Origin of the sequence: Bacillus sp. ATD (genome assembly GCF_050585765.1) — a bacterium.
Lineage (GTDB): Bacteria > Bacillota > Bacilli > Bacillales > Bacillaceae > Bacillus > Bacillus stercoris.
The window spans coordinates 1-23912 of sequence record NZ_JBOBQH010000012.1; the positions used below are offsets into that span (position 1 = coordinate 1).

Genomic DNA, 23912 nt, shown 5'->3' on the forward strand with positions numbered 1-23912 from the left:
GTGATCAGTGCTGCTTTGTCGTTTTCTCAAACATCTGCTCTAAATATTTGATTTTTTCGTCCGTATAGTGCTCGAAGCGCTCATTATACGATTTCGGATCTTTCGGATTCGCAAAATGTGTGATTTTCCCTGTATCCCGATCAATAAATTTACTGGCAGCTCCGCAGCCGATGCCGATAATCGTCTGCACCTCTTCCATAATCATAATGTTGTAGATGCTTTCTTGCCCAGGCAAAGAGTATCCGACGTTTTCAAGGTTTCCAAGAATGTTTTTCTGGCGGTATAAATAATAGGGCACGTACCCATGCTCTTTCGTCCAAGCTACCGCGTCTTCCATCATTTGAGAAACCTCTTCCCTGCCGGCGACTTTGTACTTATGCTTGTTTCTCGTCATTTCTGACGCCCGTTTAAAAGAAAGGGTATGAACGGTCAGGGATTCCGGCATCAGCTTTTCCGTTTCTGAAAGACTGTGCCTGAACTCCTTCACGCCTTCCCCAGGTAAACCGATAATCAAGTCCATGTTGATATTATTCATGCCGTGCTCGCGTGACAGATGATATTTCTCAATGGTCTCTTCAACCGTATGGTGCCTCCCGATCGCCTTTAGCGTTTCGTTTTCATAGGATTGCGGATTGATGCTGATCCGGTCAATGTCATATTTGTTTAAAACGGCGAGTTTTTCTTCTGTGATCGTGTCAGGGCGGCCGGCCTCCACCGTAATCTCGCGAATGTTTTTCACATCCGGGAAGGAGCGGACCATTTCTTCATACAGCAGATCCATCTCCTCCGCTGTAATGCTTGTCGGCGTCCCGCCGCCAAAGTAAATGGTTGTCACCTTAACATCGTGCTCCTTCAGCCATTCACCGATTTTCTGCATTTCGTAATGCAGTCCCCATAAGAATGAGCCGACTCTGCCCGCCTGTCCTTGAATGGCGTACGCAGGGAATGTGCAATACGCACATTTTGTCGGGCAGAACGGAATGCCGATATAAATGCTGACTTCATCCTTTACTCGGTACAAATCCGGAACTGCCGCCAGCTGACGGTCAACAATTTCCTGCATGAGCTTGATTTTTTCATCGTGAATTAAATAGTCTTTTTTCAATTCAGCATGCGCTTGCTCCTTGGGTATTCCGCTTTGCAGCTTTTTATGAAGCAGCTTTGTGGGCCGGATTCCTGTGAGGATTCCCCACTTCTGCGTGATGCCCGTGTGCGCCTGAAGAAGATTGAGATACACATAAGACATTGTGTTTTTCACTTGCTTAAAAGCTTCTTTTTCATTCAAGCCGGGAGAAAAGGATTTTGTATGCTGCTCCTTTATGCCCGTTCCCTTTACTTCTCCCGAAACCGTCACATGCTCATTCGTTTGTGAGAACGCTAAAGAAATGACAACATCTGCGGGCTCGTCTCCGCCATACACAAGCTCGCACTCTTCATAAAACAAATTTGCAATATTTTGCAGAGGCCGATGCAAGCGGTCATCATGTATGCCTTCTATTTTTATTTGCAACTTCATCACCTAATTTATCAGATTCAAAACTTTCTTTAGTGTACAGAAATAAACCGCTAAAATCAATCCGGCAAAAAAGCCGCCGCACCTATTAGGGCGCGAGCGGCTTTTTTACACACGTTTCATGTGGAACTTATCAAGAAACCCTTTTCGCTGCTGCATTCGGAAATATTCCTTCATCATGTAAGCGACACCTTGCTCGTCATTGGACCTTGTGACCCAGTCTGCCTTTCTCTTCAATTCCGGCACGGCATTCCCCATCGCTACCCCAAGACCGGCAAGTTCGATCATCGGCAGATCGTCATACTGATGCCCAATGGCCACGACATCCTCCATATTCAGGCCCAGTTCTGAAGCGACGAGGGCCAGACCCGCTTCCTTCGAGACGCCTTTCGGAACGATATTCAGCTTCTCATCGTTCACGCGAATCACATCAACCGCAGGGAAAGCTTTTGTAATCGTTTCTGTAATGTCATGCTGAATGTCGTGCTCCGTGTACACCTCGATGACGGGTGCACTCACTGGCTCATCTATGAGGAGATCGCTTAATGATTCCACAAACTGGACTGGATAAAAGATCGGGTCAGACGGATGAATGAGTGCTTTCCCCAATAAATTCGAATTGACCTTCTTCTTGTTTCCGATGGAATACTTTTCGTGAAGAAGCCGAATATTGCATTGGTAGCTCTCCAATACTTGAACAATGTTAAAGGTATGATCATCAGAAATTCTTTTTTCAAAATACGGGGCGTCTATTTTCTCAGCGATATATGCCCCGCTATGGGTGATCAGCTTGGCATCAAGCTTTAGCGATTTCGCTATTTTCTGTGCTGAACGAAAGTGGCGGTTGGTCACGAGTGTGACGTAAATCCCTTTTTTCTTTACATATTCAATGGCGTCTTTCGTTGCCTGATGAATCTTCCCGTTCGACCGAAGCAGCGCTCCATCTATATTTAAGGCAAGCAATTGTTTTGACACAGAGATGTCCCCCTCCTTGATGACTGTACTTGTGTATAGGATATGACCCTGTCTCTGTGTTTAGAACAACCTTTTCTTAAAGCAAAAAAAGCCTGGCTCAGCAGACTTTATGTATGGCTTGTTGATAGGATACGATCGAAGCAGCCATTCTCCCTAATATCGTTATTTCGTTTTACGAAAAATCATGTATCAGGAACCCCTTGTTTGACCAATGATGCGCTCCGAACACTTACTCTCTGTTGCTTATCCCCTCAATATAACGGCATGATATGCGACCGTATCCATTTGAAATAGGTAAGTGTAGGCGCTTTCAATGCTATTATCTCAGTTTTCCTTACCGATGACAAGGGTTTTTTTAACTAAAAAAAGCAATCAGCTTTTGTGTATCCCTGGTAGGATTCGTTGTTAATTATTGGGATTCATCACTTGATTTAGAACATACATTCCCATACAATATAAATACTAAACGAAAAAGCGGTGTTGATATGGCTGATTTAAAAGAAATATTTAATGAAGAACTGTTAACTCGTTTGATCCATCATGTAAGGTCATCCTATCCTGACTTTAACAAAGACCAATTCAAGGATACGTTGCAGCTCGAAATCTGGCCTGAACTCACTTTAAAAGAGCGGATGCGCCGTATTACAGTTTCCTTATACGAAACTTTGCCAAAACAATACGTTGAAGCTCTGGCCATTTTACGGGAGACAGCTCCTCATTTTAAAGGACTCAGCGGAATTTTATTCCCTGATTATGTGGAGCAGTACGGGTTGGCGCATTGGGAAGAATCAATAAAGGCATTGGAATACTTTACACAATATTCGACCTCAGAATTCGCTGTAAGGCCTTTTTTGCTGTTAGACCAAGAAAAAATGATTGCACAATTGCATACATGGTCTGAGCATGAAAATGAACACGTGAGAAGACTTGCGAGCGAAGGAAGCAGGCCCCGCCTGCCATGGGGAAAATCGATACCGGCTTTGAAATCGGACCCTACGCCCGTATTGCCGATCCTTGAGAAGCTGATGCAGGACGAGTCCTTATATGTAAGGAAAAGCGTGGCCAACAATCTTAATGATATATCAAAAACGCATCCTCATTTGCTGGAAAAAGTCGCAGATCAATGGTACGGAACACATCCCCATACAGATTGGATTATCAAACACGCCTATCGTACCTTATTAAAAAAGGGTGATAAACAGGCCTTAGCGCTTTTTGGTTATGGAAATGCTGATTCGATACATCTACATGATTTAACATGTCAGCCCAGTCGGATAGCTATTGGCGAAAGCCTTGAATTTTCTTTCTATATTCATTCAGACAGGGATCAAAAAGTAAGAATTGAATACGCAATTGATTTTGTAAAAGCAAGAGGCCAGCGTCATCAGAAAGTATTTAACATAACAGAAACAAATATAAGAAAAAACGAAACGAAGTCATACACAAGAATCCAATCCTTCAAAGATCTGACTACCAGAAAGCATTACAAAGGAATCCATACATTATCAGTGATTATCAATGGAGAGGTAAAAGATTCATTGGATTTCCAAGTTGTCTGATGAATAAAAAATCCCTTCTTTTCCAAGAAGGGATTTACTGATTAGCCTTCAACACTGCCGTAAAGCTCTTCTAAAGGCTTCATAATGATTTTGTTCAATTCACCGATCAGCATGCTCATGCGCTGCTCCGCTTCCATCAGCTGAGAAATTTTTTCGTGCTGCTGTACAAGCGCAACTGTTTTTTGAGCCTGTGTCACTTCTTCCTGTGTAATTTCTTCCCCTGCCATTTGTTTTTGCTGGAGTCTAAGCTGCACATCACGGAAGTTTTCAAACATGCGCTTCGCTGATTCATCTGCGTTCACTTCGTCGTAAAGGTTTTTTAAACGGGTAAACTCTTCGCTCCCGCGTAATGCATTTTCCAGATCATACGCTACATCATAAAAATTAACAGCCATTGTAAATAGCTCCTTTCATCATTGCCGTTTGACATACCACTCCACTATAACAGACTATGGAGCTCCTTTCATTAATCAAAGACCATTTCTTCTTAAAAAAGGATGACAAACAGTGCTTGAACCGCGCCTATCATTCCGCCAAGAAGGCCTCCCAAATAGGTAATCATTTTAAATTCTTTTTTTGAAATGGACAGCACCATTTCTTCAAGACGCTCCACCGGGAACTGATCCACCTGCTCCTTGACGATTTCCTCAAGACGCAACCGTTTAAAGACACTTTCAAGGTTGGCCGAAACCCCTTCAAGCAATTTGTCTAACAGTGCCGGCAGCATGTGCTGGGTCAGCTCAGATTCATAACGAACGGTAAGCGTCCCAATCGTATTGTCGAAGAAAGGAGCAGTCGAAAATGCTTGCAGCACGCTTCGTTTCAAACTGAAAATAAGCGCCCTTGCATTCCATTTTTCGTCTGCTTCATTAAACGTATACTCCCTCAGCTTGCCCCATTCGTTTTTTAAGAGATCAGAAAGCAATTTATTTGTTTCCTCATTCCGCAAAAATTTTAGCAGCTCCGGCAGCACGCGATCCGCCAAGCTTGAATTGCCGAGAAACATTTGCACCATGCTCCCAAGCATGCCGCGCTCTTTTAAAAAGTCATCAATCATATTGCCGAGACGCATTTTCCCTTCATCACTTTCAAAATAACGGACACTCCGTGACAATATATATTCTGAAATCATCGGAATCTTTTCTTCAAGCTTTTCCTGCGCCTCTAAAGGCACCAGCTCTTTTAACGATTGATTCCCGTATCGGCGGAAAAGCTCGTGCAGCGTATCATCCGTCCAGCTGCTGATCCATTCATCTGCCGCTTCATCAGGACGCTTCACCCCGGCTTTTTCAAGCGCCTCTTTGACTGTCACCTCAGAAAGTGACAGCTTTTGAATCAGCTGTTCCCCCACTTGAAGAGCCTTCGTTTTAGCGGCATCAGAGACGAGCCGCTTTTTAATGCCCTCAGGGGTCAAGAGATGATTGACCACCACCAGTCCCATTTGTTTTGCAAGCTCATCCCGCCGTCTCGGGATCAGCCCGGGCGTAAAAGGAACTCGTTTCCCAAACAAATAGTACGCTTTATACGGCCTAAACAGCATTTGAATTGCTAAATGATTGGTCACCGCTCCAATGGCAGCACCGATCACGATCATAAAAATAAAGGTTCCTGCAATACCCATTCCTATTCATCTTCCTCCATCTGTGCTTCAGCTTTTTTCATATAGATCATGTACCTATACGTATTATAGAGGCTCATGCAATCACTTAGCAAACAAGGAGACAAATTCCTGTTCTCAGAAAATCAGCTTGTTCTTTTGGAATAGGGCAAGGTAAAGAATCGTAATCTGTAAAGTAGAATACTGTCAGCTGCGTTCGTCCTGAATGTTTTTACCGTAAAGCTGCTGACACCCGCCGGCAGCTTTTGAATAAAAGGGGGAGTCTCATCATGATAACACTCGGTTTTATGTCCTTATCCCGCCAGCATGAAGCGGATTATTCCGCAGAACTGGCCAAAAGAGCACCCGAATTTGGCATACGTTTCGTTCGGTTTACACCATTTGATATTTTACCTGACACCTTGCGTGTCAAAGCATCGGTCTATCATTCCGCCAGCAGCACATGGAACGAAACTGAAATGGCGATTCCAGATTATATTTATGATCGCTGTTTTTACGGCAAGGATTCACATTCCCAAAAAGCAAAACCGATCGTTGAGTGGCTTAAAAAATATCCGAAAACGGAATTTATCGGGCGGGGTCTTCCCGATAAGTGGACCGTCCTTCACGATTTGCAGCAGAATTCTGTAATCAACCCCTATATTCCGGAAACAATGAAGGTAAGCCGCTATGAACAAATTTATTCCTTTTTATCCAAAGAAAAAGCCTGTATCCTTAAACCGGCATTCGGCGCAGGAGGCAGAGGCGTGATTCTTTTGAAGCTGGGCAAGAAAAACATCACTGCTACTTATCATATCGGAAAGGATAAGCAGACAAAAACGTTTTCCAACCAGACTTCTTTTAAAACGTGGTGCAAAAAAGTGCTTCAGCATCAATATTTGCTTCAGCCTTACTTAAACATTCAAGATAAGGAACAATACCCTTGTGATATTCGCCTGTTTATGGAAAAAAACGAAGCAGGTGAATGGAATACAGTCGGAAAGGCAGTGAGACGCGGATATAAACATGGGCTGCTGGCCAATTTGTCAGGCGGATCTGATGCGCTGACATTTGACTCATGGTTTGAGGATATACCGAAGAAACAGCAAGTGGTCTTACTGGATGATGTGTTTTCGATTACCCAATCGGTTCCGTATTACCTTGACGAGCGCTACGGGCCGCTGTTTGAACTTGGCCTTGATATATGTCTTGCGAAGGACGGGAGAATTTGGATTTTAGATATCAATTCCAAACCGGGCAGGAAGTCAATCCTGCGTGTCTCTCCCGAGCAAAAAGAACAGCTGTACACTTGTCCTCTAAAACGCTGCCAGTACCTGTTTTCTGAGCAAAGCCAGAAAGGAGTTCTTCCGCGTGAATCGTAAACGGTTTTTGATCGGCATAGACAAAACCAGTGAAAACACCCTGTTTCTGCCCTCTTCGCTGAAGCAAGACGGACTTTTGCATGCCGCGTTCGGAACGAAGGTTGTCAGATGCCACGTTGCTTACAGACGGCATCTGGAACAAACCGTGCTTCTCTCTGAAAATCTGTTTCATGAACTTTTGCTCCCCCACCGAAGCCGGGCTGATATACTGATTCATGATCATACAGTGCATATCGGGCCGTTAGTCGGCATCTTTACGGCAGGGTTTACGGTATCTCTTGAGCGTCCTTTTAAGGATCGTTCCCTCTTTTTTTCTAAGCTTGTCACATTACATGAACAAGCCGGAGGCTACTGTTTCGTTTTTGGCGCACATCAAATCAATTGGGAGGAGGGCACGATTGAAGGCCTCCTTTACAGGGAAAACGGCTGGGTGAAAAAAATCGTTCCATTGCCGAATGTCGTTTATGACCGTTTGCCTAACCGAAAAATTGAAGATTCACTTCTCTTGCAACATACAAAAAAGAGACTGATCGATGAATATCAAATCCCATGGTTTAATAAAACGTTTTTCAATAAATGGAGCGTCCATCAATTGCTCGAAAAAGACCCGAGAACAGCTCCTTTTTTGCCTCGATCCGAGCTGACACCGTCTGTAGAGCTGATTGATGAGCTCTGTGATGCATACAAAAAAGTCTATATCAAACCGGCAAACGGGGCACTCGGCACCGGCATTTATCAGCTGACAAGGACAGATGATAGTCTGACGGTGAAGCACACGAATGACGCCAAAACATTTACTTCCATTGATTATCCTGATGCCGCCGCTTTTCTTGCAGAATTTCAAAAACAGCACAGCCCATCTGACTTTCTCATTCAGCAAGGTGTTGATCTCATCGAATTTCAAGGCAAACCAGCGGATTTCCGTGTCCATACCAATAAAAACAGAAAAGGGAAATGGACAGTAACAGCAATAGCCGTGAAAATTTCCGGAGAGAACAGCATAACAACACATCTTTCTAACGGCGGCACTGTAAAGACACTTGCGGAAGTATACGATGATCCCGCTGAAAGAGTTGAAGTCATTAAAAAGCTTTCTGCAGCGGCGCTGACGGCAAGCCATGTGCTTCATGATCATATCGAGGGGTTTATCGGCGAGATCGGTTTCGATTTTGGCATTGATCAGAACGGTAAAGTATGGATGTTTGAAGCAAATTCGCGCCCGGGCCGGAGCATTTTTTCTCATCCAAACTTGCATCATGTTGATTCTCTGACAAAACGAAGAAGCTTTGAATACGCGTCTTATTTATCTGAGAAGGCAATCACATCCCCTGAAGCACTGTGGCCTTCGTAACCTGTCCGCTTTTTTAATAAAGCGGGCTTATCTTTATCCAAAGCTGGGACAAACTGCATCAGTAAGACCCTTCAGTGATGTTATGAAACAGTGATACAATGAACATAAGCCGTTTTAGATTCAGGTCAATTGATACTAAATGTAAGGAGCGTGGCCGTTATGATTTCTCATTTCAGCTGGAAACCTTTGTTCCCAAAAGAAAAGCTGCCCGGATGGAAAATTTCATTTTATTTTAAAGGAACTCATTATGAAGGCATCTATCATAAGAGCGGTGAGATTGAATGGGGAGATTTGTTTCCCGCCCGCGCTGACGAGCCTGCTCTTACAAACGAGATACATGAACTGATGCTTTTTCATATTTATGACTAGCTTAGCCAAATCGGCTAGGTTTTTTTTGTGCTTTCTCAACATTTACCATACAATTCTCCGCATGAGTTTCCGGCCATTTTAACATAATACTAGTAACAAGCCGGCAAGCATTGGGTTACGCCGAGGGGCAGTGACACCCGAGAAGGGTCCACAGATTGGTGCAACTCCAGTTAACCCAACCATACTAAATAAAAAGGAGATTTTACACATGGCTAACCAAAACTCTTCAAATGATTTACTAGTTCCTGGCGCAGCTCAGGCTATCGACCAAATGAAACTTGAAATCGCTTCTGAATTCGGCGTTAACCTTGGAGCGGACACAACTTCCCGCGCTAACGGTTCTGTCGGAGGAGAAATCACAAAACGTTTAGTATCTTTCGCTCAGCAGCAAATGGGCGGCAGAGTTCAATAACAACTCAATATATGGCTATAGAGGGCGCGGTTTCCGCGCTCTCTTTATTTTGTCACCCATTTTTCCCACTCCACATATCCTAGAAAAAAAGGGAGGGAATCAGGGTGTCATTTATCACCATTGTGAATTGGGAGCTGGTTCAGTTCGTAAGTGTATCCATGATTCATGAATATGTTTCCCATCGTTCTGTCTATTGGTACAGGTATTCTTTCCCGCGCTGTTCAAACTGAGAACATCCTTTTATAATGAAAGGCGAGGAGGTTTTTTGATGAAAATCGCTTTATTAGGAGCCAGCGGCCGCGTCGGACAAGCCTTTTTAACTCAAGCTGCAGCAGATGAACGGTTTGCCATTCACGCTCTGATCAGATCTCAACATGCTGATCTTCCCCTTCCAAAAGATCGAATCGTCATGGGGAACGCCCGCCGCTTAGAAGATGTGAAAAAAATATTGGAGAATGCCGAAATTGTGATCAGCTGTCTAGGCACAGATGGTGATGATACCTTGTCAACTGCTATGTCACACATTCTCTCCACGATGCAGGAACAACATATCAAACGGCTTATTTCGATCGGCACCGCAGGTATTCTTGATTCCCGATATGAACCGGGAAAATTCCGGTTTGAAACAAATGAATCGAAACGAAAGCAGACCCGCGCAGCCAAGGAGCATGCAAAAGTATACGAAATGCTTAAAGAATCATCATTAGACTGGACAATCATCTGCCCCACTTACCTCCCGGACGGAACAGCAACCGGCATTTATCGTACGGAGCGTAACGTTTTGCCTGAGGGCGGCACAAGCATTTCGGTCGGTGATACTGCTGACTTTCTATATCGTGAGCTCGTTACAGGAGAGTATGTCGGATTCCGAGTCGGGCTGGCTTATTAACTACATAATCAAAAACCCAAAACACAATTGTTTTGGGTTTTTTAGCGTTATGCAATGGAATGTTTCTGTCCTTTTTGCAGTTTATACATTTGATAATATTGGCCTTCTAATGCCATCAATTCCTCGTGGTTCCCTCTCTCAACGATTTCTCCATTATCAAGAACCAAAATCTGATCCGCATTTCTGATTGTTGAAAGCCGGTGAGCGATGACGAAGGTAGTGCGTCCTTGTTTGACGACATCAAGCGCCTTCTGGATTACGGCCTCTGTCTCTGTATCAACGTGCGCCGTTGCTTCATCTAAAATCAAAATCGCGGGATCAAACGCCAAAGCTCTGGCGAAGGAAATTAACTGCCGCTCGCCAGAGGATAGCGTGCTGCCTTTCTCAATCACGGGTTCATTCATGCCCTTCGGAAGCTTTTTTAGAAGCGGCTCGGCACCGACTTGCCGCAGTGCTTTTTTCATTTCTTCTTCAGTCATTCTTTCGTCATCCAGACTTACGTTAGATCCGATTGTGCCCGAAAATAAGTACGGGTCCTGAAGCACAATGCCCATATGAAATCTGAGTTCCTGTCTTGACATGTTGTAAATGCTTTTCCCATCAATCAGAACATCACCTTTTTGCGCATCATAAAAACGAAACAGAAGATTTAAAATCGAGCTTTTTCCTGATCCGGTATGACCGACGAGCGCTACGGTTTCGCCTTTTTGCGCGGTAAAGGAAATATGTTTTAATACCTCCTCACCATCTTGATAGGCAAATGACACATCACGAAACTCAACCCGTCCCAGCGCACGCTCCTTCGCCGGTTGACCTGCTTCTTCCGTATTCTTTTCTTCAAGCAGTTCAAAAACACGCCCGGCGGAGACCCTAGCAAGCTCCAGCTTTGAAAACTGATTGACGATGCCTGTGATCGGCTGAAACAGCCGGTTCAAATAATCGACAAACGCGTACAGCACTCCGACAGAAACAATCCCAGCCGCATTCAGGCTCGCACCGCCAAAATGCCAAATTAGACAGACGAACGCAAGATTGCGGATGACATTGACCAGATTATGGGACATTAAGGAGTTTAAATTCAGCATCCTGTTTTGGAAATAAAAATGTGATTCATTTAATTCCTCAAATTCTCTCATCGTTTCCTTTTGATGGCGGAAAACCTGAATAATGGTCATGCCTTGGATGGACTCATTCATTTTTGCGTTAATGTCACTGTTGATCGAGCGGATTTTTTGATTGTAATATGAGGCGTATCTTCGGTAAATGACCGACCACAGCCAGATCATCGGCACAATTGCCAGACATACAAACGCAAGCTTCACATCAAGCAGAAACAAAGCCGTGAATATTCCGAACATATAGATTCCGCTTGTCACAAATGTAGAAAGCACGGTGACATATAAATCCCTGATAGCCTCCGTATCATTGGTAATCCGCGCAACGACTTTTCCGGCCGGAAGGTTGTCAAAATATCGAATCGGCATTTTCTGTATGTGCGAAAACACGTCCTGCCTCATCTTTTGAATAATACGATTGGCGCTCATCTGCAGCAGATAATTCTGTCCGTATTGAAAAAATACCGAAAACACCAGCAAGCCTCCATACAGGCAGATCAGAAACACCATTCCCTTTATTTCCGGCTGATAGAACCCGAAAAGTTCCTGCTTAGTCAGCTTTTCGGCAGGATATGTTCGGCTCACGTCTCCATTTGAGATCGTCAGCTTCCCGTCAGAAACCGTTCTATTCCCGTCGAAGCTGACAGCCTGATCAACAAAATAAAACGCCATTCCCACTTGATAAATATGTGCTTCTTTTGCTTTTGAAACAGGTTCCTGCATTCGGTCCTCTCTGACATATGAGACGCCGTGAAACTGAACAGCATTTTTATCTTTTTCCGCAGCTTCATACCATGTTTTCTCAATGCCGAGGATATGGTCGTCTATCATTTTCTTGCCGATAAACGGCCCGGTCAGTTCTGCACCGACGGCGACAGCTAGCAATAGGACGGCCGTGATTAGCAATTTTCGATAAAGGAGTGCGTATCTCCATAACGTTTTTCCTATTTTCATGCTCCTGCTCCCCCTTCTTCCCCAGTGAACAGCTGCTGCCTTTCATATTGTTCCCGGTACCACCCATTATTGGCCAGCAATTCTTGATGCGTGCCTCTCTCTGCAATGACGCCGCCGTCCATCACAAGGATCAGGTCAGCGTGCTCTACAGCGGATAATCGGTGCGTCAAAATAAATGTCGTTTTTCCTTTGCGGTTTTCTCTGATGTTCCTGATAATCGCAGCCTCTGTTTTGGCATCTACAGCGGAAAGCGAATCATCCAGAATCAAGATCTCTGGATTCGCCATAAGTGCTCTTGCAATCGAAATTCTTTGTTTCTGTCCGCCTGACAGTGCCACGCCTTTTTCGCCGACCATTGTCTCCAGACCTGCTGGAAGCATGTGCAAATCTTTTTCAAAGTATGCTTCGGCAATGGCTTGCTGAACCTCTTCATCACTCGCATCCTGTTTTCCGTATAAAATATTTTCTTTTACAGTCCGCGAAAACAGCAAATGATCCTGCGGCACATATCCGATCCACCCGCGGACCCGGTCAAGAGGGATCTGCTGAATCGGCACGCCTGAAAATGTAATGCTCCCTTCACCTGGAGGGTACTGGCGCAAAAGCTGCTTAATAATTGTCGTTTTTCCGCTCCCGGTTTTACCGGCAATTCCGACCGTCTGCCCTTTTCGCACCGCAAATGAAACATCCTGAATATTGCAGCTTGTTGAGCTTGGATATGTAAAGCTGACATTGCTGAAAACGATATCTCCAGGCTCTTTAAGATCAACGGGCCGTTTTGGATCTGTCACGTCCGGTTGATAAGAAAGGGTTTCATTTACCCGATCTAATGACGCATTGCCGCGCTGCATCACGTTAATGAGTTCACCAATTGCAAACATCGGCCAAATCATCATACCGAGATAAACATTAAAGGACACAAGTTCTCCAAGCGTCAGTTCGTTCCGGAACACAAGAAACGCTCCGTAGCCGAGCCCAATCAGATAGCTTGCGCCGACAAGCAGCTTCACCGTCGGCTCGAACAATGAATCAATAAAAGCCACTTTCATATTTTTCTGATAAACATCAGCGGTCATTTCATTAAACCGGCGAACATCGTTTGTTTCCTGTACATACGCACGAATCACCCGCACGCCGGAAACAGATTCAAGCACCCTGTCATTCAGCGCCCCGAACGCATTTTGGGCCTCCGTAAACCGCTCATGAATTTTACTTCCATATAGGCTGATTGCAATCGCCATGACTGGAAGCGGGATAATCGCGGCAAAGGTCAGCTTCCAGCTGATCAAAAACCCCATCGTCAAAAAGATCGTCATCATAAACATCGTAGAATCGACTAACGTCAAGATGCCAAACCCTGTCGTTAAACTGACGGCCTGAAGATCATTCGTCCCCCGTGCCATTAAATCGCCTGTCCGGTTTTTTTCATAAAACGGCGGCGACATAGTCAGCAGATGCCCCATCAGCTTCGTACGAAGAATTTTCTCCATCAGATTTGCACCGCCAAACAGCTGGTGCATCCAAAAATAAGACATCATATACACGACTGCTGTCAGTACAAAGAAGATACCGATATAAAACAGCAGCCCTTCCTGCGTAAACGCCCCCGATTTCATATCATCTATGGCGTTCCCCAAGAGCTTAGGCGGAAACATTTCAATGACATTGACTGCTAATAAAAGGACAATCGCAATCGTATAGCGCAGCCAGTACGCCTTAAAAAACCAGCCAAGCTTTTTTAATACTGAAAACATCTATCCCCATCTCCTCATCAGCCGCCTTCTATTTTTTCCTTGCAGCTTTTTTCATCCAATTTGGCATGAACAGCCCTCGCCTCTGTATTTGTCTTCACATCCCATACACCTGTCTTTCCTTAGATTTTGTATATAAAAAAGGCATGAAGCGTCAGCTCCATGCCTTTTTTAACCAATATGTTATGCACAGCGCTTTTCAGCGCGCGGTCAGGCCTAAAAAACCGTTCACGAAAACAGAACATAGGGTTTGCCGCGCCAATATGAAACTGTTTGATAAACACGCAAATTCCTTGGCATAGCAAACCCTCCTTCCATTCTGATTTCATCTTTTTATCATCATATAAACAAAACCTTTTTTTGTCAATCATTACTTGAATAGGAAAGGGTTAATTGTGCTCAAATTCGGGTAGTAGTGTTGTAAGACGCTTTGAAAGGGTGAGAAGGATGTTCCATGCTGACCGTATCATCGTTGCGTTTGACGGAAGTGAAAATAGTAAGAAAGCGCTTCAGACAGCCATTGATCTTGCTAAAACCGTAAATGCCGCTATTACCGTCGCCCATTCACATGATATGAAAGACAATCAGACCGTCATCGACCCGCCCAGACCCGCAGCTGAAGCAAGCTATATCAGCGGAGGCATGACAGGTGTTCCCGATCCGCTGATATCAGATGTTGCTTCACCTGAACCAATCATCTATGAAGACCGTACGGAAGAAGTCGTCGCCGAAGCCAGAATGATGCTGAATGAACAGCAGGCAGATGGAGATATTGACATATTAGAAGGCGATCCGGCTGAATCAATTATCGAGCATGCGAACCGCATTTCTGCCGATATGATCGTAACCGGAAGCAGAGACCAAAACAGGTTGAAAAAATTAATATTCGGAAGTGTAAGTGAAAAGCTTTCAGCGAAATCGGATATACCCGTCCTGATTGTAAAGTGAGCACGCCCTGTGCTCACTTCTTTTATATTCATAATTGTGAAAAAACATAGATTTTCGTTTTTTTCTGTTATAATGCTTTCGTGCCCAAAAGCACAAAAGCATTAAAGATAATTATGGGGTGTTATTTTGGATTCTCAAAAAAAGCTGACGTTTCCGTTAGCCGTCGGTTTATTTATATTTATGTTATGCATTATTATTTCTTGCTTATTTTTTCTTCACGTGGAACCGCATATCCCGCTGTTTTTATGTGTTGTCACGCTTTCAGCAGCCGGATTATGGTTGGGATTTTCCTGGAAGAGTATTGAAAAAGGGATTGTAGACGGGATCAAAAACGGCGTACAGCCGATTATCGTTCTGGCGCTGATCGGCATCTTAATCGGCGCATGGATGTACAGCGGCGCAATACCGTCTGTGACGGTGTATGCCCTATCCTTTATTGAACCAAGCCACCTTCTGCTGACCGCTTTGTTTTCATGCATGATCATCAGCACACTTGTTGGCTCAAGTCTGACAACTGTAAGCACAATCGGAGTAGCACTGATTGGCGTGGCGAGCGCGGCAAGCGTCCCGCTTGAATGGACGGCAGGCGCAGTCATATGCGGCGCTTGTTTTGGTGATAAAATGTCGCCGCTGTCGGACACAACCAACTTTGCCGCCGGAATAGGCGAAATACCGATCTTCGAACACATTCGCCATATGACAGGCACAACCATTCCAGCTTTGCTCATCACTGTCGTTCTGTTTTATTTTCTCGGTTCATCAGTGTCAGTGGACGCTGCTTCAACCGATGATATTCAACAAGTCATAACCGCAATCAAAGCTGCCGCAAACGTGACACCGTGGGCCCTTCTTTCCCCGCTCTTAGTCGTTTTGCTGGCAATTAAACGGGTATCAGTCATTCCCGTTCTGGCTGCCGGAATTATTTCCTCGGGAATTTTGACTGCTATATTTGTACCCGACAGCAGCCTGCAGGCGTTTATGACAGCTCTGCAAAATGGCACGAGTTTTGACACTGACAATGAGGCAGCCGCTAAAATTATCAACAGAGGCGGACTGCAATCCATGATGGGCTCAGTCTCTCTCATTATGATTGCTTTTGCACTAGGCGGATTGATGGAGAAAATCGGATTGATTTCAGCACTATTGGAAGGCGTCATGAAAGGCATCCGTTCAAAAGGTCGTCTTGTTGCGGCAACTGTCTGCTCAAGCATCGGCGTCAATTTGGCAACCGGCGAACAGTATTTATCGATATTAATACCGGGACAATCATTTAAATCCTTATATGACAAACAAAACATCCAGCGGAAATTTTTGACAAGATCATTAGAGGACGGCGGAACATTAATTAACCCGTTAATCCCTTGGGGCGTCAGCGGCGCTTTTATGGCGAGCGCGCTTGGTGTTCCCGTCATAGACTACTTCCCGTTTGCGTTCTTCCTCTATATATCGCCAATGATCTCCATTTTGATTGGATTTGTGAAAAAATAAAAAGAGCTCCGCTAATAGCGGGCTCTTTTTTTGTTGTTTTATGAAATGCTTGCAGCCTGCTGAATGCTTTCTTGAAAAGCAGCCTGAAGCTGTTTTGTCACTGGTCCGGGTTTCCCGCTTCCGACCGATTGTCCATCTAGCGTCACGACCGGAATAATTTCTGCCGTCGTTGACGAAATAAAGATCTCTTCCGCCTGTTTCAACTCTTCTTCACTGACAGGATTTTCATCCAATTTGATCCCATTCTTTTCAATCAATCCTAAAATATTCATCCGGGTAATTCCATTGAGAATGAGCCGGTTAGCCGGATGTGTTCGCACCGTCCCATTGATAACGGCATAAACGTTAGAGGATGTGCCCTCCGTAACAACGCCGTCCCTCAGTAAAATGGCTTCAAAGGCTCCCGCTTCATAGGCCTTTTGCTTCGTCATCACATTATACAGTAAATTCAGACTTTTGATATCGCATCTTAGCCAGCGAAGATCCTCATCTGTAATGGCCGCCACTCCGTATGCCTGCTCTTGCTCCGGTTTTTTCACAGCAAACGTGTAAGCAGTGGTTTGCGGCTCAAGGCCTGCTTCATATTGATGTTTTCGCGGGGCCACGCCTCTAGTTGTCTGAATGTATACCGCTCCCTCACTGACCGCATTTTCCTGTACAAGCTTTTGCAGGTCCCACTCGAGATCTTCTATGCTGAACGGCAGTGAAATTCCGATTTCAGCCGCACTTCTGAAAAAACGCTCTGCATGCTCACGTAACCCAAACAATACTCCTTTGTACACCCTGATCACTTCATAGATGCCGTCACCAAACTGGTAACCGCGATCTTCCAAATCGATCGATGCTTCACTGCGCCCAATCAGCCGGCCATTGACTAAAACCTTCATAAAAGCCCTCCCTTTTCGAGATTTCCCTGATGTATTTCAAGCTGTCATCGTCACCAATTCTATCATAATGGACATGCTGAAAAACAGAAAGATCAAGAGATCTATAGCGGAAAGGAGTTTATTTTTTCCTTAAAATCAGATATTTCGACAAATTTTCTATGTGCTTTCCAGTTTTATTCCTGTATACTTGATTGGTAATACATAGGTTGTAACATAAGGCATCATCATAAGCTGCCTGCTGTACAGCATTATGTAGAGATTTTATGCCAATGGAGAGATTGTTATGCGACAAACGAGAGGAGAAGCTTCTCCTTCTGCAGTTTCGCTTGCTTTTAAATTTGCAAGTTTAGCAGTTTTATGTGTGCTGCTTTTGCTTATGGTGATTTTGGGTTATTCCAACAGTTCAACGAAAGCAAAGGAAGTCACTGTCACAACAAACGGCCAGCTTCGAGATGAGAAGGAAAGCCTTAAGCTGAAAAACGACTCCCCCGACCTGCTGATAAAACATCTGCAGACAAAGCAGAACATGGGAGATAAAACAGTTTACTTAACCTTCGACGACGGCCCTTCAGCCGTTACAACCCGCTTGCTCGACGTACTGAAAAGCGCTGATGTAAAAGCGACATTTTTCATGCTTTCACCGCGGATGAATGAATTCAAGCAGGCGGTGAAAAGAGCAGAAAAGGAAGGCCACGCACTCGGTTTACATGGCGTCACTCATAATAACAGATTGTTCTATCAAACAGAGACATCTCCGTTAAAAGAAATGCAGGAGGCGCGTGACACGCTGCAAGACATTACAGGATATAAAACAGGTCTTGTCAGAACGCCATACGGAAGCAAGCCGTCACTAACCGCCCCACAAATCCGCAATCTGGAGAAAGAGGGGTTTGTGTACTGGGATTGGACGATCGACAGCATGGACTGGAAATACCGGAATTCACAGTATGTGACCGCCGTATTACAGCAGCTTGAGAATATGGAACACAGCTCTTCAAGCCGCCCAAATGTAATTCTCATGCATGACCTTCCCGCTACCGTAAACGCGCTGCCGGTGCTAATCAATAAATTAAAAGAAAAAGGCTATTCCTTCGGAGTGTTAGAGGACACAATGGTTCCTGTTCATGAATAAAAAAGTGAGGCGCATAAGGCGGCTCACTTTTTTATGCCCAAACTTCGGGCAAACTCGCCGATTTTTTGATGGATGACCATGTCAAACAGGCTGTCACAATACGTTGGTTCAAGGTTTATGATGACTTTCTTCATGCCGGGAATCAGGCTTGCATCCTCAGGCACAAATCTCGCCGGAGCTACTTCGAGAGACGTGCCGATAACCAATAAAAGATCTGCTTGATCCAGCTTTTCATAAAGGGTGTCAAAGTGCAAGACGGCATCGCCAAAGAGAACAACATCGGTTTTTAATACCCTTCCGCAAATGTCACCATTATTTCCGGCGGCCGTGCACTCCGGCACCTCCCGCTCCAGTAAATGAGGAAGGTCATATCGGGCGCCGCATGCCGGACAAGCTGCTGTCTGGATAGAACCATGCAGCTCGTATACATGCCTGCTCCCGGCTTTTTTATGAAGACCGTCAATGTTTTGCGTGAAAATATCGACCTGCTTCCCTTGTTTCTCCAGCTCAGCTAAAAGCAAATGCCCTTCATTCGGTTCGAAGCTGCCGCTCATTTTCATCTGGAACAATTCTTTGAATTTGGGCCAAAACAGACGCGGATGGCTTAAAAAATAATCAAGGCTCATCGCTTCCATTCTTGAGGCATCCTCCGTCCAAATGCCTCCTGCTGAACGAAAGTCAGGAATTCCTGATTCTGTGCTCATCCCCGCTCCAGTCAGCACGACAATTCTCTGTGCTTCATTTAGAATGTTTTTGAATGCTTCCAACTCAACACCACCTTTTTCTCTTATTTTACCATGAAAAAGACTCCGCCTCTGTCAGACGAAGTCTCTCTTTTAAGCCCGTTCCTTTTCCTCTTTATTTAGATTCACTTGGAATGGGTCGCTTTCGTGCTTTTGCTTTACAACAACCATTTGGCCGGGATATGCAAACTGGACGCCTTCCGCACCTAAAATATCAATAATTTTATAGTTGATGTCCTCTCGAATATCAAGGTTTTCAGCCCAAACCGTCGTTTTTGTATAGAAATTAAAAAATAAATTATAGTAGCTGTCGGCAAACGTATCAAAGTTGACCATGATTGTTTCATTATCAACGCCTTCATGCTCCAGCAGCATTGTTCTGAGAGAACGAATGGAACGTTCAAGATTCTCAATCGGCGTAGCGTAGGACACATGGATGGAAAACGTAATCTGACGTTTGGTCATTCTTGTCCAGTTCGTGATCGCTTCCATCGACAGCGTAGAGTTCGGCACTGTTACAAGCGCCCCCTGTGCTGTTCTGAATCTCGTGCTCCTAAAGGTAATATCCTCGACTGACCCTGTTACCGTCGACGTCTCTACCCAGTCACCAATCGTAAACGGCTTTTCAGTAATAATAATAATACCGCCAAAGAAGTTGCTGATGGTATCCTTCGCAGCAAGCGCAAAAGCCAGTCCGCCAAGACCAAGGCCCGCTACAAATCCGTTGACATCATAATTGAATTCCTGAGCGATCACACTGACACTGAGCGCTATGATTATAAAACGGAGCAGCTTGGATAAAAACGGCGCCAAAATGTCATCCATGTCCAAATCGAAGCGCTGATTCACCTTATGGAAGATAAACGACGACGTTGCGGTCAAATTACAAAGCCCCCAGGACAAGAGCGCAACAATCAGCGAACGGTATATTTTGCTGATGACAGGCATTTGCTCGTCAAAAAACGGTGAATACCGGATCGCTAAAAACAGCCCAAGGGCAACAAAAAACCATCTGGCCGGCTTATCAAACGCCAGAACCACCTGTTTAAAAATTTCTGTTTTCGGCCGGTTTGTCAAATTAAAAAGCAGGTTAAAGAAATATCTCGTGAACAATTTTCTGAGTATAAGAAACACCAGCAAAATCGCCAAGCTGATGCCGATTTGTATGATGTTATCAAGCGTAAAATACTGCTGCAAATAATCTGGCATGACTGTCTCCCCTCTATCCCAATCGATTGTTTATTATACTAAAATATTCGTAATGATGCTTATTTAAATGTCTTTTTTCAAGCACAAAACCCCGGCGAAACGCCGGGGTCATTTCTCAATTCATCTATCAGCCAGATTCAATAGGGACAGTCACTTACTTTTTTTCGTTTGTGTCTGATCAAGGAGAGTTGCTTTTTGCATTTCAGCATCCGTTTCGGCTTTAATTCTTTCCTCCACTCTGATTCTCCCTTTTCCCATGATCTCGCCTCCTTTTTTGCTATTATAAAGGATCATATTTTGTTGTGAACATGTCGAAAGACCTAATTTTCTGACGAAATGTGTTCTGATACGCTGAATGTCTTTTTTTAGTTATACGCATTCCTCAGCCCGGACCATTCCGATATAGCAGAAAAAATTCACCACTTTGTATCGCTGTGCATATATGGATTTGATACAATAACAGAAATGCCCATACGAGGAGCTGACTTAGCTTGTACACCATTGCCCATCGCGGAGCATCAGGTTACGCTCCGGAAAATACGATTGCCGCATTTGACCTTGCGGTGAAAATGAATGCAGATATGATTGAACTGGATGTCCAGCTTACAAAAGACAGGAAGATTGTTGTGATACACGATGACAGAGTTGACCGAACGACAAACGGGTCGGGCTTTGTTAAGGATTTTACCTTGGAGGAATTGCAGAAACTCGATGCAGGAAGCTGGTACGGCCCCGCTTTTCAAGGTGAGCGTATTCCGACCCTGGAAGCGGTGCTCAAACGCTACCACAAAAAAATCGGCCTTTTAATTGAGCTAAAAGGCCATCCGTCTCAAGTTGGAATTGAAGAAGAGGTGGGACAGCTGTTAGGGCAATTTTCTTTTTCTATCAACAATATTGTCCAATCCTTTCAGTTCCGTTCCGTTCAGAGATTTCGCGAGCTTTATCCATCGATTCCGACAGCGGTCATTACAAGACCCAATTTTGGCATGCTGTCCAGAAATCAGCTGAAGGCCTTCCGCTCTTTTGCAAACTATGTCAATATAAAATACACACGGCTCAACCGTATGATGATCGGTTCCGTCCATAAAAGCGGCTTAAACATATTTGCATGGACTGTCAACAATGAAAAGACAGCGGCAAAATTACGAGCCATGGGCGTGGACGGCATCGTTACAGATTACCCGGATTTGATCATAAAGGATGGCAAACATGAAAAGATATAGCGCGGTTTTTATCGGAGGCGCGCTTGGTGCCTGCCTCCGATACGGATTAAACTTATGGATACACACTGGTCAGTTCCCTGCGGCAACCTGGCTGGAAAATGCGGTAGGCAGCCTTCTATTAGGCATTCTAACCGGATTTTTTATGATTGGGGCAAAACGCCCTCTGCTGTCTGCTTTGTTAGGCACCGGCTTTTGCGGAGGCTTCACAACAATGTCTACGTTTTCTAAGGAAACAGTGATGCTTTTGCAAGGACAACCCTCACTGGCTGTTTTGTATCTGGCAGTCTCAATGATATCAGGGATCATATTTGCACTGATTGGTGTTTTTGCAGGACGGCGCATAGCAGACATTCAGCAAAGAAAGGGGCTGCAGGAAAAATGACACTAGCGGGTATTTTCATAGGGGGCGGACTTGGCGCCATGCTTCGCTTCTGGCTTGGCAATGTGATAACCGCCAGAGCCAAAGGTCTCAGCCTGCCCATTGGCATACTGACAGTCAATATTCTCGGAGCTCTCGGGCTCGGAATATTTACAGGGCTTCACGTTACAAATGCATCGGTTTCGCTTATCATCGGAACGGGTTTTTTTGGCGCCTTTACGACCTTTTCCACTTTCAGCGTTGAAAGTGTTCAACTTCTAATGGCCAAACGTGTAATGGAAAGCCTCCTTTACATCGCTCTGACACTTTGCGGGTCGCTTTTGGCATTTTGGTGCGGCTGGACAATCGCAATGTAAAAAAAACCTTGAGCTTATTTCTCGCTCAAGGTTGCACTGTTCAGCATCACAGGCTCGGGCAGCGGCAGCTTGCGGTGCGCCGTAATCCCTGTTGTGCTGCCAGCTTCTTCTTTTATATCGATCTGCTTGATTAATCGGCCGTCCATCTTCAGCACCTTTATCGTATATGAACCGATGCGAATAGATTCACCAGCCTCAATATCGATGTTTTCTTTTAATATCAATCCGCCGATCGTATCGACGTCTTCTTGAATCGATGCGCCAAGAAGGCTATTCACCTGATCGATCCGAACCTTTCCATCCATCACATAATGGCCGTCGCCAAGCTTTTGGATCAGCGGCTGTTCATCTTCATCAAATTCATCTCTGATCTCGCCGACAATTTCCTCAAGAATATCCTCTGTCGTCACAAGTCCCGAGGTTCCTCCGTATTCATCAGACAATATAGCCATATGAATGCGCTCGCGCTGCATTTTAATCAGCAAATCATGAACCGGGATCGTTTCAATCACTTCGATGACCGGCCGCACATACGGATGGATCGTCATCTTTATTCGTTCTTCTTCTGTCATAAACAGCAAATCAGAAAACAAATGCTTCGTATTGACCAAACCGATCACACTGTCTTTGTCCCCAGCTGTGACTGGCCAGCGCGTGTATTTTTCCTTCAGCATGACTTCAAGCATTTCAGCCATCGTCATCTCTGTGGAGACCGCGGCCATTTCCTTCCGCGGTATCATAATTTCTTTCGCGATCCGATTATCAAATTCAAAAATCTTATTCACATATTTATATTCAGACGGATTAATCTCTCCGTTTTTTAAACTCTCAGACAACAGCATCCTGAGTTCTTCCTCAGAATGGGAACCGTCATGTTCTGACGCAGGTTTTAAACCGAACATTCCGCATAAAAGCCGCGCCGATCCATTGAGGATCCAAATAAACGGAAACAGGAGCAAATAGAATAAACGCAAAGGACCCGCTATCAGCAAGGTCAGCTGCTCGGCCTTTTGAATCGCGACCGTTTTCGGGGCCAGTTCACCTACAACGACGTGCAGGAATGTGATCAAGCCATACGCGACTGCAAAAGAGACTGCATGAGAAACCGAGTCCGGCAAGCCGAGCTGTTCAAACAATGGATGCAGCAGCCGTTCAAAGGCCGGTTCACCCAGTACGCCAAGTCCAATTGATGTCAATGTAATGCCCAGCTGGGATGCGGATAAATATTCATCCAAATCTGTAATGACACGCTTTGCGAGTAACGCCCGTTTGTTTCCTTCTGTGATAAGCTGATCTATTCTGGATCTCCTTACTCTAACAATCGCAAACTCGCTTGCAACGAAAAACGCGGTTAAAGCAATGAGCACGCCAATTAAAATCAGACTGTCAATATCGTCCATTTAACCTTATCCCTCTTATTAAAGGATAAGGAGTCACCTCCTGATATAATCATTTTTCCTTAACATTGAGGTACGCGGTGTATTGTTGCCTAAGCAGAGGGCCCCATCATACCACCTCCAAAAGTCAAAGTTTGATTATAAATTGTATATTTTATTGTAACACAACTCATTCCAAAAATGATTTTTAATTTTTAGACTTTTATTATAGGGAAAGTCTTAATTGCCCGCACTGCTTGGCAATTCTGCTGACTGCCTGAATTGGAGGAGTAAAGATTTTGTG

The 23912-nt window shown here is 44.6% G+C and carries 25 protein-coding genes; 13 read left to right on the forward strand and 12 right to left on the reverse strand.

Features of this window, described 5'->3' with window-relative positions:
• Positions 1–4 precede the first annotated feature (4 nt).
• Together ACQXR1_RS19900 and ACQXR1_RS19905 are read right to left on the reverse strand one after the other, a co-directional pair.
• Complete coding sequence (locus ACQXR1_RS19900) at positions 5–1510, reverse strand: coproporphyrinogen III oxidase (RefSeq protein ID WP_172641275.1); 1506 nt, start codon at positions 1508–1510, stop codon at positions 5–7.
• A gap of 111 nt (positions 1511–1621) precedes the next feature.
• A complete protein-coding gene (locus ACQXR1_RS19905; protein WP_430772749.1) occupies positions 1622–2488 on the reverse strand; it encodes a Cof-type HAD-IIB family hydrolase in 867 nt (288 codons plus the stop codon).
• Positions 2489–2973: 485 nt separating this feature from the next.
• Here ACQXR1_RS19905 and ACQXR1_RS19910 point away from each other — a divergent pair, with 485 nt between their 5' ends.
• Positions 2974–4047: a DNA alkylation repair protein gene (locus ACQXR1_RS19910; RefSeq protein ID WP_430772750.1), complete on the forward strand. Its 1074-nt coding sequence runs from the start codon at positions 2974–2976 to the stop codon at positions 4045–4047.
• A gap of 41 nt (positions 4048–4088) precedes the next feature.
• Here ACQXR1_RS19910 and ACQXR1_RS19915 read toward each other — a convergent pair whose 3' ends face one another.
• Positions 4089–4442, reverse strand: coding sequence for a YlbF family regulator (locus ACQXR1_RS19915; RefSeq protein WP_003224239.1), 354 nt, complete (start codon positions 4440–4442; stop codon positions 4089–4091).
• Between the two features lie 92 nt (positions 4443–4534).
• Positions 4535–5668, reverse strand: a complete 1134-nt coding sequence (locus ACQXR1_RS19920) for a DUF445 domain-containing protein (protein ID WP_430772751.1) — start codon at positions 5666–5668, stop codon at positions 4535–4537.
• 266 nt (positions 5669–5934) lie between these two features.
• Between ACQXR1_RS19920 and spaC the strand changes: the two genes are divergently transcribed.
• The 6 genes from spaC (at position 5935) to ACQXR1_RS19950 (ending at position 10047) form a co-directional block, all read left to right on the forward strand.
• Positions 5935–7026, forward strand: a complete 1092-nt coding sequence (spaC, locus tag ACQXR1_RS19925; protein ID WP_430772752.1) for a spore coat associated protein SpaC — start codon at positions 5935–5937, stop codon at positions 7024–7026.
• A complete protein-coding gene (gene yheD / locus ACQXR1_RS19930) occupies positions 7016–8377 on the forward strand; it encodes a spore coat associated protein YheD (RefSeq protein ID WP_430772753.1) in 1362 nt (453 codons plus the stop codon). Before spaC ends, yheD begins: the two co-directional genes overlap by 11 nt.
• 150 nt (positions 8378–8527) lie before the next feature.
• Positions 8528–8746 carry a YheE family protein gene (locus ACQXR1_RS19935; RefSeq protein ID WP_080487948.1) on the forward strand — a complete coding sequence of 73 codons (219 nt, stop codon included), beginning with the start codon at positions 8528–8530 and terminating at the stop codon, positions 8744–8746.
• A gap of 208 nt (positions 8747–8954) precedes the next feature.
• On the forward strand, positions 8955–9158 hold the full coding sequence (gene sspB, locus ACQXR1_RS19940; RefSeq protein WP_003233287.1) for a beta type acid-soluble spore protein SspB: 204 nt from the start codon (positions 8955–8957) through the stop codon (positions 9156–9158).
• 104 nt (positions 9159–9262) lie between these two features.
• The gene (locus ACQXR1_RS19945) at positions 9263–9388 is read left to right on the forward strand and encodes a hypothetical protein (protein WP_014663375.1); all 126 of its coding nucleotides are present in this window, start codon (positions 9263–9265) and stop codon (positions 9386–9388) included.
• Positions 9389–9426: 38 nt separating this feature from the next.
• Positions 9427–10047: an SDR family oxidoreductase gene (locus ACQXR1_RS19950; RefSeq protein ID WP_069839105.1), complete on the forward strand. Its 621-nt coding sequence runs from the start codon at positions 9427–9429 to the stop codon at positions 10045–10047.
• A 47-nt stretch (positions 10048–10094) separates the two neighbouring features.
• On the opposite strand, the gene bmrD is transcribed toward ACQXR1_RS19950, so the two are convergent.
• The 3 genes from bmrD to ACQXR1_RS19965 all read right to left on the reverse strand — a co-directional run bounded on the left by bmrD (position 10095) and on the right by ACQXR1_RS19965 (position 14151).
• Complete coding sequence (bmrD, locus tag ACQXR1_RS19955; RefSeq protein WP_430772754.1) at positions 10095–12116, reverse strand: multidrug resistance ABC transporter ATP-binding protein/permease BmrD; 2022 nt, start codon at positions 12114–12116, stop codon at positions 10095–10097.
• Positions 12113–13870: a multidrug ABC transporter ATP-binding protein BmrC gene (gene bmrC / locus ACQXR1_RS19960; RefSeq protein ID WP_430772755.1), complete on the reverse strand. Its 1758-nt coding sequence runs from the start codon at positions 13868–13870 to the stop codon at positions 12113–12115. The genes bmrD and bmrC overlap by 4 nt, the downstream gene beginning before the upstream one ends.
• Positions 13871–13989: 119 nt before the next feature.
• Positions 13990–14151 (reverse strand): hypothetical protein, encoded by a 162-nt coding sequence (locus ACQXR1_RS19965; protein ID WP_168781244.1) that lies wholly within the window; start codon positions 14149–14151, stop codon positions 13990–13992.
• Positions 14152–14314: 163 nt separating this feature from the next.
• Here ACQXR1_RS19965 and ACQXR1_RS19970 point away from each other — a divergent pair, with 163 nt between their 5' ends.
• Both ACQXR1_RS19970 and nhaC read left to right on the forward strand, forming a co-directional pair.
• Positions 14315–14815: a universal stress protein gene (locus tag ACQXR1_RS19970; protein WP_014663370.1), complete on the forward strand. Its 501-nt coding sequence runs from the start codon at positions 14315–14317 to the stop codon at positions 14813–14815.
• Between the two features lie 126 nt (positions 14816–14941).
• Positions 14942–16303, forward strand: coding sequence for a Na+/H+ antiporter NhaC (nhaC, locus tag ACQXR1_RS19975; RefSeq protein ID WP_430772756.1), 1362 nt, complete (start codon positions 14942–14944; stop codon positions 16301–16303).
• A gap of 38 nt (positions 16304–16341) precedes the next feature.
• On the opposite strand, the gene dat is transcribed toward nhaC, so the two are convergent.
• The gene (gene dat / locus ACQXR1_RS19980) at positions 16342–17190 is read right to left on the reverse strand and encodes a D-amino-acid transaminase (protein WP_014663368.1); all 849 of its coding nucleotides are present in this window, start codon (positions 17188–17190) and stop codon (positions 16342–16344) included.
• Positions 17191–17473: 283 nt separating this feature from the next.
• Between dat and ACQXR1_RS19985 the strand changes: the two genes are divergently transcribed.
• Complete coding sequence (locus ACQXR1_RS19985) at positions 17474–18322, forward strand: polysaccharide deacetylase family protein (protein ID WP_430772757.1); 849 nt, start codon at positions 17474–17476, stop codon at positions 18320–18322.
• A 23-nt stretch (positions 18323–18345) separates the two neighbouring features.
• Here ACQXR1_RS19985 and srtN read toward each other — a convergent pair whose 3' ends face one another.
• From srtN to ACQXR1_RS20000, 3 genes are all read right to left on the reverse strand, one after another.
• A complete protein-coding gene (gene srtN, locus ACQXR1_RS19990; RefSeq protein WP_069149285.1) occupies positions 18346–19089 on the reverse strand; it encodes a sirtuin NAD-dependent deacetylase in 744 nt (247 codons plus the stop codon).
• A gap of 69 nt (positions 19090–19158) precedes the next feature.
• A complete protein-coding gene (gene mscY, locus ACQXR1_RS19995; protein WP_251199008.1) occupies positions 19159–20274 on the reverse strand; it encodes a small-conductance mechanosensitive channel protein MscY in 1116 nt (371 codons plus the stop codon).
• Between the two features lie 150 nt (positions 20275–20424).
• Positions 20425–20532, reverse strand: a complete 108-nt coding sequence (locus ACQXR1_RS20000; protein ID WP_003224203.1) for a YhdX family protein — start codon at positions 20530–20532, stop codon at positions 20425–20427.
• A gap of 233 nt (positions 20533–20765) precedes the next feature.
• On the opposite strand from ACQXR1_RS20000, the gene ACQXR1_RS20005 reads away from it, so the two are divergent.
• From ACQXR1_RS20005 to crcB, 3 genes are read left to right on the forward strand one after another with little or no spacing between them, the layout of a single operon-like run.
• Positions 20766–21497: a glycerophosphodiester phosphodiesterase gene (locus ACQXR1_RS20005; protein WP_430772758.1), complete on the forward strand. Its 732-nt coding sequence runs from the start codon at positions 20766–20768 to the stop codon at positions 21495–21497.
• A complete protein-coding gene (locus ACQXR1_RS20010; protein ID WP_430772759.1) occupies positions 21484–21879 on the forward strand; it encodes a fluoride efflux transporter FluC in 396 nt (131 codons plus the stop codon). Before ACQXR1_RS20005 ends, ACQXR1_RS20010 begins: the two co-directional genes overlap by 14 nt.
• A complete protein-coding gene (gene crcB, locus ACQXR1_RS20015) occupies positions 21876–22232 on the forward strand; it encodes a fluoride efflux transporter CrcB (protein WP_014663362.1) in 357 nt (118 codons plus the stop codon). The genes ACQXR1_RS20010 and crcB overlap by 4 nt, the downstream gene beginning before the upstream one ends.
• Before the next feature lie 14 nt (positions 22233–22246).
• Here the strand turns inward: crcB and ACQXR1_RS20020 are convergent, their stop codons facing one another.
• Positions 22247–23632: a hemolysin family protein gene (locus ACQXR1_RS20020; RefSeq protein ID WP_430772760.1), complete on the reverse strand. Its 1386-nt coding sequence runs from the start codon at positions 23630–23632 to the stop codon at positions 22247–22249.
• Positions 23633–23912: the final 280 nt, after the last annotated feature.

Bases quoted from the DNA above. Each gene is read 5' to 3' on its own strand.
- ACQXR1_RS19910 (WP_430772750.1), top strand. From the start codon at position 2,974: ATGGCTGATTTAAAAGAAATATTTAATGAAGAACTGTTAACTCGTTTG.
- ACQXR1_RS19915 (WP_003224239.1), bottom strand. From the start codon at position 4,442: ATGGCTGTTAATTTTTATGATGTAGCGTATGATCTGGAAAATGCATTA.
- ACQXR1_RS19920 (WP_430772751.1), bottom strand. From the start codon at position 5,668: ATGGGTATTGCAGGAACCTTTATTTTTATGATCGTGATCGGTGCTGCC.
- spaC (WP_430772752.1), top strand. From the start codon at position 5,935: ATGATAACACTCGGTTTTATGTCCTTATCCCGCCAGCATGAAGCGGAT.
- sspB (WP_003233287.1), top strand. From the start codon at position 8,955: ATGGCTAACCAAAACTCTTCAAATGATTTACTAGTTCCTGGCGCAGCT.
- ACQXR1_RS19950 (WP_069839105.1), top strand. From the start codon at position 9,427: ATGAAAATCGCTTTATTAGGAGCCAGCGGCCGCGTCGGACAAGCCTTT.
- bmrD (WP_430772754.1), bottom strand. From the start codon at position 12,116: ATGAAAATAGGAAAAACGTTATGGAGATACGCACTCCTTTATCGAAAA.
- bmrC (WP_430772755.1), bottom strand. From the start codon at position 13,870: ATGTTTTCAGTATTAAAAAAGCTTGGCTGGTTTTTTAAGGCGTACTGG.
- ACQXR1_RS19970 (WP_014663370.1), top strand. From the start codon at position 14,315: ATGTTCCATGCTGACCGTATCATCGTTGCGTTTGACGGAAGTGAAAAT.
- dat (WP_014663368.1), bottom strand. From the start codon at position 17,190: ATGAAGGTTTTAGTCAATGGCCGGCTGATTGGGCGCAGTGAAGCATCG.
- ACQXR1_RS19985 (WP_430772757.1), top strand. From the start codon at position 17,474: ATGCGACAAACGAGAGGAGAAGCTTCTCCTTCTGCAGTTTCGCTTGCT.
- mscY (WP_251199008.1), bottom strand. From the start codon at position 20,274: ATGCCAGATTATTTGCAGCAGTATTTTACGCTTGATAACATCATACAA.
- ACQXR1_RS20000 (WP_003224203.1), bottom strand. From the start codon at position 20,532: ATGGGAAAAGGGAGAATCAGAGTGGAGGAAAGAATTAAAGCCGAAACG.
- ACQXR1_RS20010 (WP_430772759.1), top strand. From the start codon at position 21,484: ATGAAAAGATATAGCGCGGTTTTTATCGGAGGCGCGCTTGGTGCCTGC.
- crcB (WP_014663362.1), top strand. From the start codon at position 21,876: ATGACACTAGCGGGTATTTTCATAGGGGGCGGACTTGGCGCCATGCTT.
- ACQXR1_RS20020 (WP_430772760.1), bottom strand. From the start codon at position 23,632: ATGGACGATATTGACAGTCTGATTTTAATTGGCGTGCTCATTGCTTTA.